Source organism: Salinibacterium sp. ZJ70, assembly GCF_011751865.2.
In the GTDB taxonomy this organism is placed as follows: domain Bacteria; phylum Actinomycetota; class Actinomycetes; order Actinomycetales; family Microbacteriaceae; genus Homoserinibacter.
Window position 1 is genome coordinate 49,518 of the sequence record NZ_CP061770.1, and the last position, 16,980, is coordinate 66,497.

At 70.7% G+C, this 16,980-nt stretch carries 15 protein-coding genes; 10 read left to right on the forward strand and 5 right to left on the reverse strand.

Going from position 1 to position 16,980, the window contains the following annotated elements; genetic code table 11:
• Positions 1-139: 139 nt before the first annotated feature.
• The 3 genes from HCR12_RS00270 to HCR12_RS00280 all read right to left on the reverse strand — a co-directional run bounded on the left by HCR12_RS00270 (position 140) and on the right by HCR12_RS00280 (position 3,625).
• Entirely contained in the window at positions 140-889 is a 750-nt protein-coding gene (locus HCR12_RS00270) for an HAD-IIB family hydrolase (protein WP_166868308.1), read from the reverse strand.
• Between the two features lie 26 nt (positions 890-915).
• On the reverse strand, positions 916-2,229 hold the full coding sequence (locus HCR12_RS00275; RefSeq protein WP_224763544.1) for an MATE family efflux transporter: 1,314 nt from the start codon (positions 2,227-2,229) through the stop codon (positions 916-918).
• A 148-nt stretch (positions 2,230-2,377) separates the two neighbouring features.
• Complete coding sequence (locus HCR12_RS00280) at positions 2,378-3,625, reverse strand: MFS transporter (protein ID WP_166868310.1); 1,248 nt, start codon at positions 3,623-3,625, stop codon at positions 2,378-2,380.
• Positions 3,626-3,697: 72 nt separating this feature from the next.
• Here HCR12_RS00280 and HCR12_RS00285 point away from each other — a divergent pair, with 72 nt between their 5' ends.
• Both HCR12_RS00285 and HCR12_RS00290 read left to right on the forward strand, forming a co-directional pair.
• Entirely contained in the window at positions 3,698-4,756 is a 1,059-nt protein-coding gene (locus tag HCR12_RS00285) for a LacI family DNA-binding transcriptional regulator (protein WP_166868312.1), read from the forward strand.
• A 184-nt stretch (positions 4,757-4,940) separates the two neighbouring features.
• The gene (locus HCR12_RS00290) at positions 4,941-5,405 is read left to right on the forward strand and encodes a hypothetical protein (protein WP_166868314.1); all 465 of its coding nucleotides are present in this window, start codon (positions 4,941-4,943) and stop codon (positions 5,403-5,405) included.
• Positions 5,406-5,448: 43 nt separating this feature from the next.
• Here HCR12_RS00290 and HCR12_RS00295 read toward each other — a convergent pair whose 3' ends face one another.
• Entirely contained in the window at positions 5,449-6,432 is a 984-nt protein-coding gene (locus tag HCR12_RS00295; protein ID WP_166868316.1) for an SDR family oxidoreductase, read from the reverse strand.
• Between the two features lie 64 nt (positions 6,433-6,496).
• On the opposite strand from HCR12_RS00295, the gene HCR12_RS00300 reads away from it, so the two are divergent.
• From HCR12_RS00300 to HCR12_RS00310, 3 genes are all read left to right on the forward strand, one after another.
• Complete coding sequence (locus HCR12_RS00300) at positions 6,497-8,491, forward strand: M13 family metallopeptidase (RefSeq protein ID WP_166868318.1); 1,995 nt, start codon at positions 6,497-6,499, stop codon at positions 8,489-8,491.
• A 47-nt stretch (positions 8,492-8,538) separates the two neighbouring features.
• A complete protein-coding gene (locus HCR12_RS00305) occupies positions 8,539-9,393 on the forward strand; it encodes a serine hydrolase (RefSeq protein ID WP_224763546.1) in 855 nt (284 codons plus the stop codon).
• Between the two features lie 271 nt (positions 9,394-9,664).
• The gene (locus HCR12_RS00310) at positions 9,665-12,163 is read left to right on the forward strand and encodes a hypothetical protein (RefSeq protein WP_166868323.1); all 2,499 of its coding nucleotides are present in this window, start codon (positions 9,665-9,667) and stop codon (positions 12,161-12,163) included.
• A gap of 76 nt (positions 12,164-12,239) precedes the next feature.
• Here HCR12_RS00310 and HCR12_RS00315 read toward each other — a convergent pair whose 3' ends face one another.
• On the reverse strand, positions 12,240-13,517 hold the full coding sequence (locus HCR12_RS00315) for a glutamyl-tRNA reductase (RefSeq protein ID WP_166868324.1): 1,278 nt from the start codon (positions 13,515-13,517) through the stop codon (positions 12,240-12,242).
• A gap of 37 nt (positions 13,518-13,554) precedes the next feature.
• Between HCR12_RS00315 and hemE the strand changes: the two genes are divergently transcribed.
• From hemE to HCR12_RS00340, 5 genes are all read left to right on the forward strand, one after another.
• Positions 13,555-14,610: a uroporphyrinogen decarboxylase gene (gene hemE, locus HCR12_RS00320; RefSeq protein ID WP_166868326.1), complete on the forward strand. Its 1,056-nt coding sequence runs from the start codon at positions 13,555-13,557 to the stop codon at positions 14,608-14,610.
• The gene (locus tag HCR12_RS00325) at positions 14,597-15,877 is read left to right on the forward strand and encodes a protoporphyrinogen/coproporphyrinogen oxidase (protein ID WP_166868328.1); all 1,281 of its coding nucleotides are present in this window, start codon (positions 14,597-14,599) and stop codon (positions 15,875-15,877) included. Before hemE ends, HCR12_RS00325 begins: the two co-directional genes overlap by 14 nt.
• A gap of 66 nt (positions 15,878-15,943) precedes the next feature.
• Positions 15,944-16,297 carry a YtxH domain-containing protein gene (locus HCR12_RS00330; protein WP_166868330.1) on the forward strand — a complete coding sequence of 118 codons (354 nt, stop codon included), beginning with the start codon at positions 15,944-15,946 and terminating at the stop codon, positions 16,295-16,297.
• 1 nt (position 16,298) lies between these two features.
• On the forward strand, positions 16,299-16,730 hold the full coding sequence (locus HCR12_RS00335) for a phage holin family protein (RefSeq protein ID WP_166868332.1): 432 nt from the start codon (positions 16,299-16,301) through the stop codon (positions 16,728-16,730).
• Positions 16,730-16,969 carry a DUF3618 domain-containing protein gene (locus HCR12_RS00340; protein ID WP_166868334.1) on the forward strand — a complete coding sequence of 80 codons (240 nt, stop codon included), beginning with the start codon at positions 16,730-16,732 and terminating at the stop codon, positions 16,967-16,969. Before HCR12_RS00335 ends, HCR12_RS00340 begins: the two co-directional genes overlap by 1 nt.
• Positions 16,970-16,980: the final 11 nt, after the last annotated feature.

Consider the following 16,980-nt stretch of genomic DNA (forward strand, 5'->3'; position numbering starts at 1 on the left):
CATCCCTGCCTGCCGTGGGTGGCGCCGTAGACATGTCTGGATCGAGTTGGACACCCGCGCGCCGGTGTCCAGGTGCCGCGACGAGTGTCTGGGCGGCGGGAGAGCGACCGGGCTGCGCGTGAGAGCGCGCGAACGCGGATCAGGCGGCGGATGCGGCGTCGGCGAGCTCGGCGAGGCGGTCGAGCGTCGCGGCCACCTCATCCGGGCGCACACGCTCCGACGCCGCGACCCCCACGGAGTTGTCGCCGACGCACACCGAGTGCCGCGCCCCGCGGAACAGCGGCACGTCGTTGTGGTCGTTGCCGAGCGCCAGGTACTCCCCCGGGCCGACCCCGAGATGGGCGAGAACGGTCGCCTTGTCGACGCCGGCTGGCGCGATGTCGAGGATGCCCTCGTCGCCGTGCACCGTCACCTTCACGGCCAGCTCGCGCACCGCCGCGAGGATCGACGGATGCGTCGTGAACAGCACGACCTTCGTGTACACCGGCAGCGCGCTCGCGGTGACCGCACGCTCGGGGCCGGCCGTGTGGACCTTCGCGATCACCGCATCCGCGCCATCGCCCGTGTACGCGTAGTCGCCGTCTCCGTCGATGTGGGCACGCAGACCGTGGGCGGCGATGAGCATGTCGATCGCGTTGCGGGCCGCGTGGTCGAGGTGCTGGATGACGCGCACATCGCCGTCGAGCGCGAACGCGCCGTTGCCGCCGAGCAGGGCGACGTCGGTGAGCGATGCGGGCAGCACGGGGCGCAGGTCGCGCGGCGGTCGCGCGGAGGCGATCACGAGCCGGTGACGCTGCCGGATGCGGTCGAGCGCGGCGACGATCTCGGGGGCGACCGTGCGGCCGTCGAAGCAGAGCGTTCCGTCGAAATCACTCACGATGGTGCCCACTCTTCGAGCGTAGTTCGGGCCGCCGACTATGCCCGCACGACCGCCGGAGTGCGCGCGCCGAGTGTGATCGCGCGGATGCCGTAGAAACCCACGCAGTACGCCAGCTGGATGGCGAGCACGGCTGCGGGTGCATCCGCGGGGCCTGTCACGGGGGTCTGCGCCGCCCACCACAGGAGCGGCAGATAGACGACGAGGTTGATGACGCCCGCGATCGCGAGGTAGCGCCCGTCGCCCGCGCCGATGAGCACGCCGTCGAGCACGAACACGATCGCCGCGAGCGGCATCGTCGCGGCGATCGCCCAGGCACCCGGCGGGATCGCGGCGAGCACCGCCGCATCGGAGGAGAACACCGAGCCGAGCCAGGGCGCCGCGATGGCGAGCACGAGACCGAGCCCCACTCCGGAGGCCACGCCCCACACCAGCACCCGCGTCACGATCGCGCGCAGCTGGCTGCGGTCGCCCGCGCCGAGGTCGTGCCCGATGAGCGCCTGCGCTGCGATCGCGAACGCGTCGAGGGCGAGCGCCAGGAGGAACGTGATCTGGAAGAGCACCTGCGTGGAGGCGAGGGTGACGGTGCCGAGGGAGGTCGCGGTGACGACGGTCGCGACGAGCGCGATGCGCAGAGTCACCGTGCGCAGCAGCATCCATCCGCCAGCGCGGGCAGCGGTCGCCACCCCCGGCAGTGCGGGGCCGATCGGCGCCCCGGCGGTGCGTGCGTGGCGTGCGGCGATCACGAGGCACGCGATCGCCATGCCCCACTGGGCGAGGACGGTGCCGATCGCCGAGCCCGCGATGCCCCAACCGAATCCGTAGATGAGGAGGGCGTTGAGTGCCGCATTCGCCGCGAAACCCGCGACGGCGATGACGAGCGGCGTGCGGGTGTCCTGAAGGCCGCGGAAGAGTCCCGTGGCGGCGATCACGGCGAGCATCGCCGGCAGGCCCGCGGTGGAGATGCCGAGGTAGAGGGCTCCGAGCTCGGTGACCTCCGCGGAGGCGCCGAAGGCCGCCGCGAGCGGATGCGCGACGAACGGACCCACGATCGCGAGCACCGCGCCGAGTCCGAGGGCGAGCCAGATGCCGTCGACGCCAGCCCGCACGGCGCCCGCGCGGTCGCCGGCACCCAGCAGCCGGGCGACGGAGGGGGTGGTCGCGTAGGCGAGGAACACGAGCAGGCCGATCGTGGTCTGCAGCACCGTGGCGCCGATCCCGAGCCCGGCGAGCGGGGCGACGCCGAGGTGCCCGACGAGAGCCGTGTCGGTCGCGAGGAACAGCGGTTCGGCGATGAGTGCGCCGAGCGCAGGCACGGCGAGGCCGAGGATGCGGCGGTCGTCGGTTCTCACACGACCACGCTAGGCGGGATGGCCGAAGCGCGGGCGCGGGCGCGGGCGGGAGCGCGGGAACAGGAACGGGCGGCGAGTCTCAAGACCATCCACGCACTGGAGATCTGGGGATCCGCCGCCCGAGCTTCTCAAGCGTACGTCGCTCCTGTTACGACATCGTTTCGGAGGCCGAGGGCTCCGAGAGATCGTCTCGACGCCCGCTGTGTCCCTCGCGAGCAGCGGGCGAGGCGATCGTGGCGAGCACGAGCAGCACGAACACGATGATGAGCGCGTTGAGGATGCCGATCTGCTCGCCGACGAAGCCGAGGAGCGGCGGGCCCACGAGGAACGCGCAGTAGCCGACCGTCGCGACGGCGGAGACGCGCGCCGCCGCGCGTGCCGGGTCGTCGGCGGCGGCCGACATCGCGACCGGGAACCCCAGCGAGGCGCCGAACCCCCACAGCAGCACCCCGACGATCGCGAACGGCACGACCGGCACGAAGATCACGATCGCGAGGCCGACTGCCGCGGCACCGCCCGTGAGCCACAGCACCTTGAGGCGCCCGAAGCGGTCGATGAGCGGCCCGCCCACGATCCGTCCGATCATCATCGCGACCGTGAAGAGCGTGAACATGCCGGCGGCCTGCCCGTTGTCGAGGCCGCGGTCGTCGACCATGCCGAGCGCGAGCCAATCGTTCGCGGAGCCTTCGGTGAACGCCATGCCGAGCGCGATGAGGCCGATCGCGAGGGTGCGCGGCTCGAGCCAGATCGACATCCGGTCGCGGAAGCTCACGTGGGCTGCCTGCTCGCCCGTCGCCGCGTCGATCGCGACGCGCGGGATGGCGCGCGGGGCGACGATCGCGCCGACGGCGATCACGACAGCCGCTGCGGTGAAGTGTGCCATCGGATCGACTCCGGCGAACACCGCCACCGTGCCGAGCGAGGTGCCGACCACGGTGCCGGCCGACCAGCTCGCGTGGAAGAGCGGCATGAGTGTCTTGCCGATCGTCTTCTCGACGGCCGCGCCTTCGACGTTCATGGCCACGTCGCAGATCGCCGACCCGAAGCCGTAGAGGCCCATCCCCACCACCACGAGCAGGAAGCTCGAGACCACGGAGGTGCCCGCGCCGACCACGACGAGCGCGGCCGCGCAGAGGGCGAGCGTGATGACGATCGTGCGGCGGCCGCCGATGTGCGCGATCGCGTGGCTCGCGAGTGTGAGGCCGATGATCGAGCCGATCGAGATGCCGAGGATCAGGTAGCCGACGGAGCTCGTCGAGAGCTCCAGGTGGTCGCGGATCGCGGGGAGCCGGATGGCCCAGGTGGCCGCGCCGATGCCGTTGAGGGCGAAGATCGCGAAGACGGCGTTTCGCCAGGCCAGGGTGTGGGCGGGACGCGTGGGCGAACCGGAGGTCATGGGCGTTCCTGACAGGGATCCAGTGGACGTCGAATCGATTCGATCGAATCGATTCGAGTAGGCTAGCCCGCGATGACCGAGGTCGCAAACGCCCGCCCCACCCTCGCCGCCGTCGCGGCCCGGGCAGGGGTCTCCGCGTCCACCGCCTCGCTCGTCTTCAGCGGGGCCGGCCCCGTCTCCGACGCGACCCGCGAGCGCGTGCTCGCCGCCGCATCCGAGCTCGACTACGCCGGACCCGACCCGACCGCGCGGTCGCTGCGCCGGGGGCGCACGGGTGTCATCGGCGTCGTCACCGAGGACACCCTCGCCGAGGCGTTCCGCGACCCCGTGAACCTCGCGCTCCTCGACGGGCTCGGCGATGAGCTGAGCGACGACGGCTACGGGCTGCTCGTTCTGCCGTGGCGCCCCGACTCGCGCGCCAACCTCGCGGCCGCCCCCATGGACGGCACCATCCTGCTCGGCTGCAGCGCCGACCTCGCACGCTCGGTCGAGCTGCTGCAGCGCCGCCGCATCCCGCTCGTCGCGATCGAGGCACCCGAGATGCCCGACGTCATCCGCGTCGACCTCGACAACGCGGATGCCACGCGCCGCGGTGCCGAACACCTGCGTGAGCTCGGTCACACGCGGGTCGCGATCGTCGCGCTGCCGCTGGATGTGAGCCACGCGCGCGGGCCGCTCGACCAGGCGCGCGAGGCGGCGGGAACCGCCTACACGGCCACCGAGCGCATCCGCGGAGCCCGTGAGGTGTTCCCGGATGCGGGGGGCGTCACCGCTGCGGGGAGCACCGTCTCGGAGGGTCGGATCGCGGGGCTCTCGCTGCTCGACGCGCCCGCCGGAGACCGCCCGACCGCGATCATCGCGCAGAGCGACCTGCTCGCGGCGGGAGTCATCCACGCCGCCGAGGAGCTCGGGATCTCGGTGCCGGGCGAGCTGAGCGTGCTCGGCTTCGACGGCGTGCGCCTCGACGGCATCACCGAGCACACCCTCACGACCCTCGTGCAGCCCGCCGTCGAGAAGGGTCGCGCGGCGGCGCGGGCTCTGCGTGCCGCGCTCGCAGGAGAGGCGCCCGGGCCCGTGCAGCTGACCTCGGAGCTGCGCGTCGGCACGACGACGGCTCCCGCCCCGCGCTGAGCCCCGCCGCGTAACCTGCGTTGCAGGTTGCGGTCGACGCCGCTCCGACGCCGAGCGGGCAGAATCGACCGTATCCAGGGGTGCGGAAGGGTCGAAACTGCCCCCTCGATGACGCCGGAGACTGCACCAGCCGCACCCGAACGGGGGTGTCTGCGGCGGCGGTTCGGCGCGTTAGGGTTCCCGCATGTCGCGCATCCGGGGGATCCTCACGTTGTCTGCACTGGGTGCCGCGCTCGCGCTGGGCGGCTGCACGCCGAGCTCTCCGCTCGACAGAGTTCTCGAGAGCTCGGTCGATCCGGCGGCACCCCCGAGCTTCCTCGATGTCCCGCAGGCGGACACGGACATCCCGCCTGGAGACATCGATATCGCCGATTTCGGCGTCGTGCCGGACTCGCTGCGCTATCAGGGCGATTGGGAGGGGGAGTCGATCTACCTCGGGGTGAAAGGCGGGAGCACCGTGGTCGTGGTGCGCGGCGAGCGTGCCCGCCCGGAGCAGTATGGCGTGAGCCACTCGGTCGGGAACACGCCCTTCGCGATCGGCAGCGCCCACTCCGAAGATCGGTGGCTCGCCTATCTGCCCCAGGGCACTGGTGACGTGCCGGAGGAGGCTCACCCCTTCTCGCCCCACATGGTCCTCGTTCGCAGCTGAGTCCGCGGTTGAGGGGCGCCGCCGAGCGAACCGCCGACGCCGGTTACGCCCGCGCCGCGAGCAGATCGAAGGCGGCGTCGAGCTCCGCATCGACCACCCGCCGCGACGCATCCGCGAGGTGCCACTCGGCGATCTCGCGGGCGCCCTCCGCGAACGGCGTCGTCGCCACCCAGCCCGGCACGAGGGTCTTGATGCGCGTGTTGTCGAAGAGCACCGAGTGCGCCTTGTCGCCGAGGAGACCCGGCCCCATCTCGGGGATAGCCCGAGCGATCTCATTCGAGGCCACGTGCACGATCTCCGGCTCGACGCCGAGGGCGCGGCCGAGCAGACGCGCGATCTCGTCCCACGTGAGCGACTCGTCGCCCGTGATGTGCACGGGCGAGCCGATCGCGTGCGGGTTGCCGAAGAGCCCCACGAAAGCGCGCGCGAAGTCGCGGGCGTGGGTGAGCGTCCACCAGCTCGTGCCGTCGCCGTGCACCACGATCGGGCGCCCATCGAGCATCCGCTGCAGCGTCGTCCATCCGCCCTCGAGAGGGATGAGGCTCGCGTCGTAGGTGTGCGAGGGGCGCACGATCGTCATCGGGAAGCCGGTGTCGCGGTAGGCGCGCACGAGCACATCCTCGCTCGCGATCTTGTCGCGCGAGTACTGCCAGAACGGATTCCGCAGCGGGGTCGATTCGACGATCGGCAGCTGCGCGATGGGCTTCTGGTACGCGGAGGCGCTCGAGATGTAGAGGTACTGGCCGGTGCGCCCACCGAAGAGCTCGACATTCGCCTCCACCTGCGCGGGAACGAACGAGCGGAAGTTCGCGACGATGTCGAACTCGCGGTCCCCCACGGCGGAGCGGACGGATGCGGCGTCGCCCGCGTCGCCCACGATCGACTCGGCGCCCTCGATGGGCGGGCGCGTGGACGAGACGCCCCGATTGAGCAGCGTCACCTCGAACCCGCGCTCGAGCGCGAGCCGGGAGACCGACGCGCTGATGATCCCGTTGCCGCCGATGATGAGCACCTTCGTCGCTGCCATGCGGGGCAGTCTAGGTGGGCGTCGATCCGGCCCGCACCCGAGCAGGCGTCATAGGCTGGCGGGCATGACCGATGCCGCTCCCACCGCGACCGACGCTCACAACCCCGGCAACGCGTCCGGAATCGCGCTCGACGAACTCGACCCGGCCGTGCGGCCGCAGGACGACCTGTTCCGGCACGTCAACGGCAAGTGGATCGCCCGCACCGAGATTCCCTCCGACAAGGCGCGCTACGGCTCGTTCTACCTGCTCGCCGAAGCCGCCGAAGAGGCGGTGCGCGAGATCATCGAGGAGGCGCAGGGGGCCCCGACCGGCACAGAGGAGCGCAAGATCGGCGACCTCTACGCGAGCTTCATGGATGAGGACGAGATCGAGGCGCGCGGCTGGGATCCGATCCGCGCCGACCTCGCCTCCGTCGCCTCGCTCACCGACATCCGCACCTTCGCCCACGCGCTCGGCGCATTCGAGCGAACCGGCGTCGGCGGTTTCTTCGGCGCGTTCGTCGACAACGACCCGGGCGACCCCGAGCGCTACCTGGTGTTCCTCGAGCAGGCCGGCCTCGGCCTCCCCGACGAGTCGTACTACCGCGAGGAGAAGTTCGAGGCGATCCGCACCGCATATGTGGAGTACCTCGAGCGGATGCTGACCCTCGCCGGATTCGACAAGGCGCAGAAGCGCGCTCGCCGCATCTTCGAGCTCGAGACGGCGCTCGCCGCGCACCACTGGGACAACGTGCGCACCCGCGACAGCCAGGCCACCTACAACCTCATGACGTGGGCGGAGACGGCGGAGCTCGCCGGAGACGCCCCGCTGGACGCCTGGCTCGAGGGCCTCGACGCACCCGCCGGCTCGTTCGAGACCATCGTGGTGCGCGAGCCGAGCTTCGTGCAGGGTCTCGGCGAGCTGCTCACCGACGAGCACCTCACCGCGTGGCGCGACTGGCTGCGCATCCAGCTCATCCGCTCGGTCGCCCCGTACCTGCACGCCGAGGTCGTCGAGACCAACTTCGGCTTCTACGGCAAGACGCTCACGGGAACGCCCGAGCTGCGCGCCCGCTGGAAGCGCGGCGTCTCGCTCGTCGAAGGATCCATGGGCGAAGCGGTCGGCAAGGTGTACGTCGAGCGCCACTTCCGCCCCGAGGCGAAGGTCGCAATGGACGAGCTGGTCGGCTGGCTCGTGGAGGCGTACCGCCAGTCCATCGAGAAGCTCGACTGGATGACCGACGAGACCCGCCAGCGCGCGCTCGAGAAGCTGTCGAAATTCACGCCCAAGATCGGCTACCCGGTGAAGTGGCGCGACTACGGCACGCTCCTCATCGACCCCACCGACCTCGTCGGCAACGTGCGCGCCACGAGCGCCTTCGAGTTCGCGCGCGAGCTCGGCAAGATCGGCAAGCCCATCGACCGCGACGAGTGGTTCATGACGCCGCAGACGATCAACGCGTACTACAACCCCGGCTTCAACGAGATCGTGTTCCCGGCGGCGATCCTGCAGTATCCGTTCTTCGACGCGGATCGCGACCCGGCCGCCAACTACGGCGCGATCGGCGCGGTCATCGGCCACGAGATCGGCCACGGATTCGACGATCAGGGCTCCCGCTACGACGGCGACGGCAAGCTCACCGACTGGTGGACGGAGGCGGATCGCGCGGCGTTCGAGGAGCGCACGAAGGCACTCATCGCGCAGTACGACGCGCTCGAGCCTGCGCAGCTTCCCGGCCACCACGTCAACGGCGCGCTCACGATCGGCGAGAACATCGGCGACCTCGGTGGGCTCAGCATCGCCTGGAAGGCCTACCTGCTGTCGCTCGGCGGCGAGGAGCCTCCTTTCGTCGACGGCCTCACCGGTGCTGAGCGCTTCTTCCTCAGCTGGGCGCAGGCGTGGCAGATCAAGGCGCGCGACGAGGAGGCCCTGCGCCTGCTCTCGATCGACCCGCACTCGCCCAACGAGTTCCGCTGCAACCAGATCGTCCGTAACATCGACGTATTCGCCGAGGCTTTCGGGCTCACGACGGCGGATGCCCTCTGGCTGGATCCCGACGACAGAGTCACCATTTGGTAGAAACCCCTGTGCTCCGCGAACGGCGGGCGCGCGTGCAGCAGGTACGTGTGCCCCGTCATCGCGCCGAGCGCTCGGATGCGAACTTCGCGGGATCCTTCTCGGCTCTCGGCGAGCTCGCGTACGGCGGAGCCCAGGTGTCGGCGTCGGTCATCGATCTCGACTCGGATGAGCGCATCCTGCAGATCGACGATCGGATCGTGCTGCCCACGGCATCCATCGGCAAGATCCTGCTGCTGATCGAGGTGTCCGCGCGCCTGAGCGAGCACGGGGCGCCGGCGCTCGAGGTGCTCGACAAGACCGCACGGGACACCGTGGGAGATTCGGGCATCTGGCGGCACCTGCATGCGCGGTCGCTGCCGCTCGCGGATGTCGCCACCCTCGTGGGGGCGACGAGCGACAACCTGGCCACCAATGTGCTGCTGCGCGAGGTGGGGCTCGATGCGGTGCGCCGACGCACCGAGAGCCTCGGCCTCATGCGCACGGCTCTGCTCGACCTGGTGCGCGACACCCGCGGCCCGGATGACGCACCGCAGCTCTCCGTCGGCTCGACGGCGGAGCTCTCCTGGCTGTTCGCGGCGCTCGCGCGCGGACAGGTGGTCGATGCGCTCACGTCGTCGCGCGTGCTCGGCTGGCTGTCGCTCAACACCGACCTCTCGATGGTCGCAAGCGCGTTCGGGGTCGATCCGCTCTCGCATCGCGGGGTCGATCACGGCCTCCAGCTCGTGAACAAGACCGGCACCGACGAGGGCGTGCGCTCGGAGGCCGGCGTGCTGCGCGGACCGCGCCGGGGCGTCGCGTACGCGGTCTCGGTGCAGTTCGCCGACCGGTCGATCGGGTCCCGCCTGCGCGTGCTCGATGCGCTGCGCGCGGTCGGCGTCGACGTGCTGGAGTACGTGCACTAGGCACGGGGGAGGCGCTCCCGCGCGGCTGTTGCGGTTATCCACAGTCGCGATGCGGGGCTATTGCCCCCCGAATAGGGGGCCGCTATCTTGAGCGGCATCGCGTGCGCGGGCTGTACCCGCAGCATCCCCACCGGGCAGGCGACGGAACCACCGCTCATCCCCCCACATCACACTCTGAAGGCTTGCCCTCTGGCGTCCGCGCCGATGCCTTCGGGGCGTGCCCGCCTGCCTGTGCCCTGCGGCACGGGTCCCCCCTGCAAGGACTCCCCCCGTGTTCAAGAAAGCAGTGGCGACCGTTGTCGCCTGTCTGATCGCCATCGGTCTCTCTGTGACCGCGTCCGCTCCCGCCATCGCCGGCGGCAACCCGGGAGGAGGTGATGGCCCGAAGGTCAGCGTCTGCCACGAGAAACCCGGCAACGGTGGCATGTACGAACTCGCTCGCACCGACGCGAGCGGCGTGCTCGGCGCGGATCCGCGCCGTGGCGATTCGGCCCACGCCTCTCACGAGAACGACATCATCCCGCCGTTCGAAGGATTCGAGGGCAGGAACCTCGACACGGTGCCCGCGGGTGTGAGCGTCGACGCATTCGTCGCCGCCGGATGCGCGGTGCCGGTCTCGGCATCCGTGTCGAAGACCCCCGCCACCTGCGCCACCGGCGAGCTGGCGGGCAAGCCGTCGGCCGGCGACCCGGCGTGCGCCTCCCAGAACCCGACCCTCTACGGCGCCGCGTTCTACGTCTATGAGAAGACCGACCCGAAGAAGCCGGCCTCGTGGCAGAACTCCGGACTGCAGACGCTCGTCATGGCCGAGTACAGCCGCACGAGCAAGCAGGCCAACACGTGGTTCTCGACCCTCGACGCATCCTCGCTCCCCGCTTTCGTGTGCGGCCCCGGCTGGGGTGTGCAGCAGGACAAGGTGCAGTACACCGGCACCTTCACGTTCCCCACGAACATCCAGTACCCGGTCGACAGCATCGGCTTCCCGCCGCTGTACGACCACACGCACGAGGAGCTCGGTGCCTACATCACCGTGCCGCCGTGCCCGCCTGCCACCGCTGAGGTCGTCGTCACCTCTGCGACGTGCGACACTCCCGCGAGTGCCGCCCTCGGAGCGATCCAGTACGCCACCTTCGGATCCCTGACCGGCGCGACCGGACCCGGCTGGTACAAGGTCACCGCCAAGGCCGACACCGGTCACACGTTCGCCGACGGCACGACCACGACGACGCTCACGGGCAAGCTCGACGCGAAGCTCTCGAAGAAGCACCCCAGCTGCGCACCGCCGCCTCCCCCGCCCTGCATCCGGTCGTCGGCGGTGAGCTACACGTACGACCCTGCGACCAACAGCGGCGTCATCACCGTTCCTGCTGCTGCGGCGGGCGCGACTCTCTGCACGCCGTTCTCCGTGACGGCGGCCGCGTGGCGCTACCTCGGTGACGGCCAGTGGCCTCAGAAGCTCGACAACACGCAGAAGCTCGGCCTCATCTCGGCCCCCGGCGACTACCCCTTCTCCGCGCCGGTGACGTGCGGTCAGGGTGACATCTACGCGTCGTTCACGGCGAACGACCCGACGCTCGACCCGACGGAGTACCTGTACGCGCCCGACAACCCCTTCGACGAGAAGTTCCTGCACGACATGGGCTTCCGAGGACCCAAGCCGACCTACGTCGTTCAGCCCTCGGGCTGCAACGAGGTCACCGGGGTGACGCCCACGCAGACCCAGGCCACGTGCGAGCTCGGTGCGACCTACACGCTCCCCGCGGTCGAGCACGTCGCCTGGACGGTCGATGGCGTCTCCACCGGGCCCGGCACCTACGACGCCGTTCCCGGTGCCGTGGTCAGGATCGTCGCAGCCGCTGAGGCGGGATGGACCTTCCCGGGCGGCAAGACGGACAAGAAGACGTCTCTGTGGACGAAGGAGTGGTCGTTCCCTTTCACGGCTCCGACGGGCGACTGCGCGACCATCGCCGGATCGACGGCAGTGGGCGAGTGCGTGAATGACGCGGCCTGGATCACGTACACGGTCGTGCTCGCTGACCCCTACGGCGACGCCACGAGCCGTGAGGCGAAGCTCATGCTCAGCGGCGCCGGCGGCGAGACGGTGACGCTCGACCTCGGCACGATCCCCGAGTCGGGCACCCTCACCGGCAAGGTGCTGTGGCCTGGAGCGAGCGTCGACCCGGTGACGGGCGAGCCCACCGGCTGGCCCGGATGGGTGCAGGTCGACGGCGTCTGGCAGCCGACCAGCAACCCCGCGTTCTTCGGCTGGACGCGCAGCGTGACGAGCGCGACCATCCAGGTGAACCCGGAGCTCGTGGTCGCGCTCAGCTACCCGCCGGCCACGCCCCACTGCGACGACACTCCCCCGGAGGATCTGGACACCCTCGGTGTCTTCCCCACCAACGCGCAGCTCAGCGAGCAGTGCACGGCTGACGGGCGGGCGATCCTGACGCTCGGTCTCGTCGAAGGGGTCTCGTTCTTCGAGGATGTCGAGTACGTCGTCGACGGAGTGCCCGCCACGAGCGCGACCGTGCGTCTCTCTCCCGGTGTTCACGTCGTGACCGTGAGCCCGAAGTCGCCGCGCGACGGGCTCGAGGGGGCGACCAGATGGCAGGTCACCGTCACCGGTGGTCAGCAGTGCGGTGAGCTGGCGACCCTCGCCCTCACCGGTGCCGAGGTGAGCCCCGTGCTCACTGCGGCAGCGCTGCTCGGCCTGCTCGGCCTCGGCGGAGTCGCGGCTTCGCGGATCCGGATGCGCCGCATCCGGTGATGAGCCTCCGTCTCGTCTGCCGCAGGGGCGGGCGAGACGGAGCCCGTCGCGTCAGCCTGGGGTGAGCACCTCGACCTCAGGCTGACGCGACGTCGTCGTCTGCGACGGATGCGGCGGATGCGGCGGTCGGCACGTCGATCCCGAAGACCGCCGCGAGGCCCGCCGCGAACTCCTCGCCGCGACCCTCGGAGGTGAGACTCCGGGCACGCTCGGACGGCCCATGCGCGAGCACCCCGGCGAAGTGGCGCAGGGCGGCCTCGATGCGGCCGTCGTCGTCGCGACTGCGCACCCGCGCGAGCTCAGATGAGAGCACCTCGTCGAGGTGGGTGCGCAGGGCGACGATCGCGGGCGCCGCGGCAGCATCAGCGGCGAACTCGGAGGCCGCTCCCCCGATGATCGCGTGTGCCGCATCGGCGAGAGCGGGGACCGGCGCGTGCAGGGCGAGCAGCTCGAGATCCAGCAGCTCCACATCCGGCACCGCGGCGACGTCGGGATCGACGTTGCGCGGCAGGCCCAGGTCGATGATGAGCAGACGGCCCGTGGGCGCGACATCCTCGGCCGCGACGGTGTAGCGCGAGGTGCAGGTGATGACGACGTCCGCGTCCGCGATGGCGCGGCGGAGCTCCGGCTCGGCGCGCAGACCGTACTTCGCGGCGAACATCTCGGCACGACCCGTGGCCGAGTGGACGCGGATCTCGCCCGCACCCCGCGCCCGCAGTGACGCGATCGTCGTGGCGGCATAGCGCCCGGTGCCCACGATCAGCACGCGCGCGGTCGACCAGTCGGAGATGCGGCTCGACGCCATGTCGAGGGCGAACCGTGCGAGGCTGCGGTCGGCGCGGCTGACGTCGCTCACCGCGCGCACCGATCGTGAGGTGCGGGCCGCGCGTTGGAACAGTCGGTCGAGGGCGGGGCTCATGGTTCCGACGCGACGTGCATGCTGCGCCGCTCGGAGCACCTGACCGGCGATCTCCTCTTCTCCGACCACCATCGACTCGAGCCCCGCGGTGACCGTGAACAGGTGGCGCACCGCGCCCTCCCCCGTGTGTGCGGCAGCGGTACGGCGCAGACGGTCGGCGTCGATCGTCGCTGTGGCGGTCGCACCTGGGCCGTCGTCGGCGGCCGACACGAGCGCCGAGACGATCGCCTCGCCGGCGAGCACGCTGGGCGCGGGGAGCGGCTCATCGAGATCGAGGTAGGCCTCGAAGCGGTTGCATGTCGAGAGCACGACCGCGCCGCGGACGAAGTCGAGAGATGCGAGGTGGCGCGCCGTCGCATCCGCGGATGTGTGTGACACCCGCTCCAGAAGATCGAAGTCGACGTTGCTGTGGCTCGCCGTCAGACAGAAGAGCACCGGGTCATGGTACGGGCGCGGGTGACAAGATGGCTGAGTGCTCTCCAGAGAACATCCCCTGACCGACGGGCGCACCAGCTCGGCCCCCGTGATCCGTGCGCTGCGCGGCGACCGTCCCGCGCGCACCCCCGTCTGGTTCATGCGCCAGGCTGGGCGTTCGCTGCCCGAGTACCGGGAGTCGCGCGCCGGTGTCGACATGCTCGACGCGTGCCTCACCCCGGAGCTCGCGGCTGAGATCACCCTGCAGCCGGTGCGGCGTCACGGCGTGGACGCGGCGATCCTGTTCAGCGACATCGTCATCCCCGTGCTCCTCGCCGGCGTCGACGTGAAGATCGCGCCCGGCCGCGGCCCGGTGCTCGAGGATCCGATCCGATCGGCATCGGATGTGCTGCGACTGCGCCCGCTCGATCCGGAAGCCCTCGAGCCGATCCGCGAGGCGGTGCGCCTCGTCGTCGCCGAGCTCGGCGAGACTCCGCTCATCGCCTTCGGAGGTGCGCCCTTCACGCTCGCCTCCTACCTCGTGGAGGGTGGCCCGTCGAAGGACCAGCTGCGAGCTCGCTCCATGATGTACGCCGATCCGCATGCATGGGCGTCGCTGCTCAACTGGTGCGCCGACGTGACGGGGGCGTTCATGCGCGCTCAGGTGGAGGCCGGGGCGAGCGCCGCGCAGCTCTTCGACTCCTGGGTGGGCTCGCTCTCGGTGCGCGACTATCAGCGTCGTGTCGCCCCGCACTCGAAGCGCGCGTTCGATGCGCTCCGCGGCCTCGATGTGCCGCGCATCCACTTCGGCGTCGGCTCGGGCGAGGTGCTGCACCTGCTGCCGGGCATCGGCGCCGATGCGGTGGGCGTCGACTGGCGGCTCCCCCTGGACGTCGCCAACGAACGGCTCGGCGGGCGTGTGCCGCTCCAGGGCAACATCGACCCCGCCCTGCTCTTCGCGCCGTGGCGCACGCTGCACGCTCACGTGGAGGATGTGCTCGATCGTGGACGCGAGGCACCTGCGCATGTCGTGAACCTCGGCCACGGCGTGCCGCCGGAGACCGATCCTGATGTGCTGACCCGCATCGTGGAGCTCGTGCATGCCCGCGGCTGAGGCGACGCGCCCGGTGATCGTGGTCGGCGGAGGGATCGCCGGTCTCGTCGTCGCGCGCGAGCTCGTGCTGGCGGGTCGCGAGGTGGTCCTGCTCGAGAAGTCGGATCGGCTGGGCGGCCAGGTCGCGAAGCATTCCGTTGCGGGCATAGAACTCGACGCGGGGGCCGAGGCGTTCTCGACTCGGGGCACGGCGATCCCCGAGCTGCTCACCTCGCTCGGCCTCGCCGACGATGTCGTGCGCCCGTCGGGCGACTCTGCCTGGGTGCATCGTGCGCACCGTGGAGCGGTTCCTCTGCCCGCCACGAGCCTGCTGGGCATCCCGGCGGTTCCCCTGGCGGCGGACGTGATCGCCGCCATCGGAATGGGCGGCGCGCTCCGTGCTCAGATGGATGCGCTCCTTCCGTCGTTCGTGGGCGGGAAGGCGACCTCGCTCGGCGACCTCGTGCGACGCCGGATGGGGCGTGCGGTTCACGATGAGCTCGTCGCACCCGTGGTGCGGGGGGTGCACTCGCTCACTCCCGACGAGCTGCCTATCGACCGCGCGCACCCGCGCCTCGCTGCCTCGCTCGTCGCCGCCGGAAGCCTGGCGCATGCCGTGCGCCGGCTACGCGGCGACGCCCCCGGTGGCACACTCGTGGCGACGCTGCGCGGCGGACTCTTCCGCCTCGCGGACGCGCTCGAATCCGAGATGCACCGCTTCGGGGTGGACGTGCGCACGCGTACGGAGGTCGTCGAGCTCGACGCGGAAGGCGTCACCACCGCGACGGGCGAGCGCATCGAGGGCGAGGTGCTCCTCGCCGCGGCGGGGGGCACGGGTGTGCCGCGCACGCGCGTGCAGATCGCCACTCTCGCGCTCGACGCACCCCAGCTCGCCTCCGCCCCGCGCGGCACAGGGGTGCTGGTGGGGGCAGGCGTCACGGATGTCGCCGCTCGCGCACTCACGCATGTCACGGCGAAGTGGCCCTGGCTCGCCGAGAGCACTCCCCTTCAGGTGCTGCGGCTCTCGTATGACGCCGGCATCGAGGTGACTCCCGAGCGCGCGCGAGCCGACGCCGAGGTGCTGCTGGGACAGCCCATCCCCGCCCCCGTGGACAGCGCGATCGTCGCGTGGGAGCGCGCGGGCCGCCGGATGGACTCGTCACATGCCATTGACGGAATGCATTGCGTAGGGGAGGCTGAATCCGGGACGGGTCTCGCCGCCGTCGTCGCGCTAGCACGTGAGGTCGGCCGACGAAACCCCCCGGTCCCCGCCGACCCTGACGGGTAGTCGACGGATAGTCTGGGCGTGGCCCCACATGGCACACCGCGTCATCCGCGGAGAATGGAGCACCCCATGAAAGGCAAGATCCTCTTCGTCGCTGGACTCGGCGTCGGATACGTGCTCGGCACACGCGCCGGTCGTCAGCGCTACGAGCAGATGAAGTCCACCGCGCTGAACTTCTGGAACCAGCCAGGCGTGCAGCGGCGCGTCGACGAGGTGCAGGACTTCGTGAAGGACAAGGCGCCCGACGTCGTCGAATTCGTCTCCGATGGAGCGAAGAAGGTCGCCGCGCAGGTCACCGGTCGCAACAGCACGAAGAGCACCTCGAAGAGCTCGTCCTCGAGCACGAAGAGCTCCACGGCCGGCAAGCCGTCCTCCTCGTCGAGCACGACCTCGCAGAAGCCGAGCTCGTCGTCGGGTTCCTGAGATGACCGATCAGACCACTCGGCCGACCCCCGGGGCCGCTCGCCCGAAGCGCTCGCTCTTCGAGCTGCTCGGGAGCCTGCCTGATCAGGTCCGCGAGCTCGTGCAGCGCGAGATCGACCTCGTCAAGGCGGAGGTCATCGAGAAGGTCAAGGCGATCGGCACGGGCGCGGGTCTGCTCGTCGGCGCGGCGATCGTCGCGGTGCTGTTCGTCGGCGTGCTGCTGAGTCTCGCCATCATCGGACTCAGCTATGTGCTCCCCGCGTGGGCCGCTGCGCTCATCGTCGCGGGAGTCCTGCTCATCGTCGCGATCGTGCTCGCGCTTCTCGGCAAGCGCAAGCTCGACCAGGGACTGCCGCCTGTCCCCACCGAATCCATCGAATCGATCCGCAAGGACGTCAGCGCCGTCACCGGGCGCGGAAAGCGAGGAATGTGATGAACGACACCACCGCAAGCGCGAAGGCAGCCGCAGAGTCTGCTCGCCGCCAGGTCGCCGACACCCTCGAAGCCCTCGAGGACAAGTTCGACATCCCCGCCCGCACGACGGAGCTCGTCGAGAAGGCCAAGGTCGCCTACGAGCGCAACCCGGTTCCGTGGATCGTCGGGGCGGCCGCCGTGGGCGTCATCGCCGTGGGCCTCGTCGCCTGGGCGATCTTCGGCGGCGACGACGACTGACGATTTCGCGA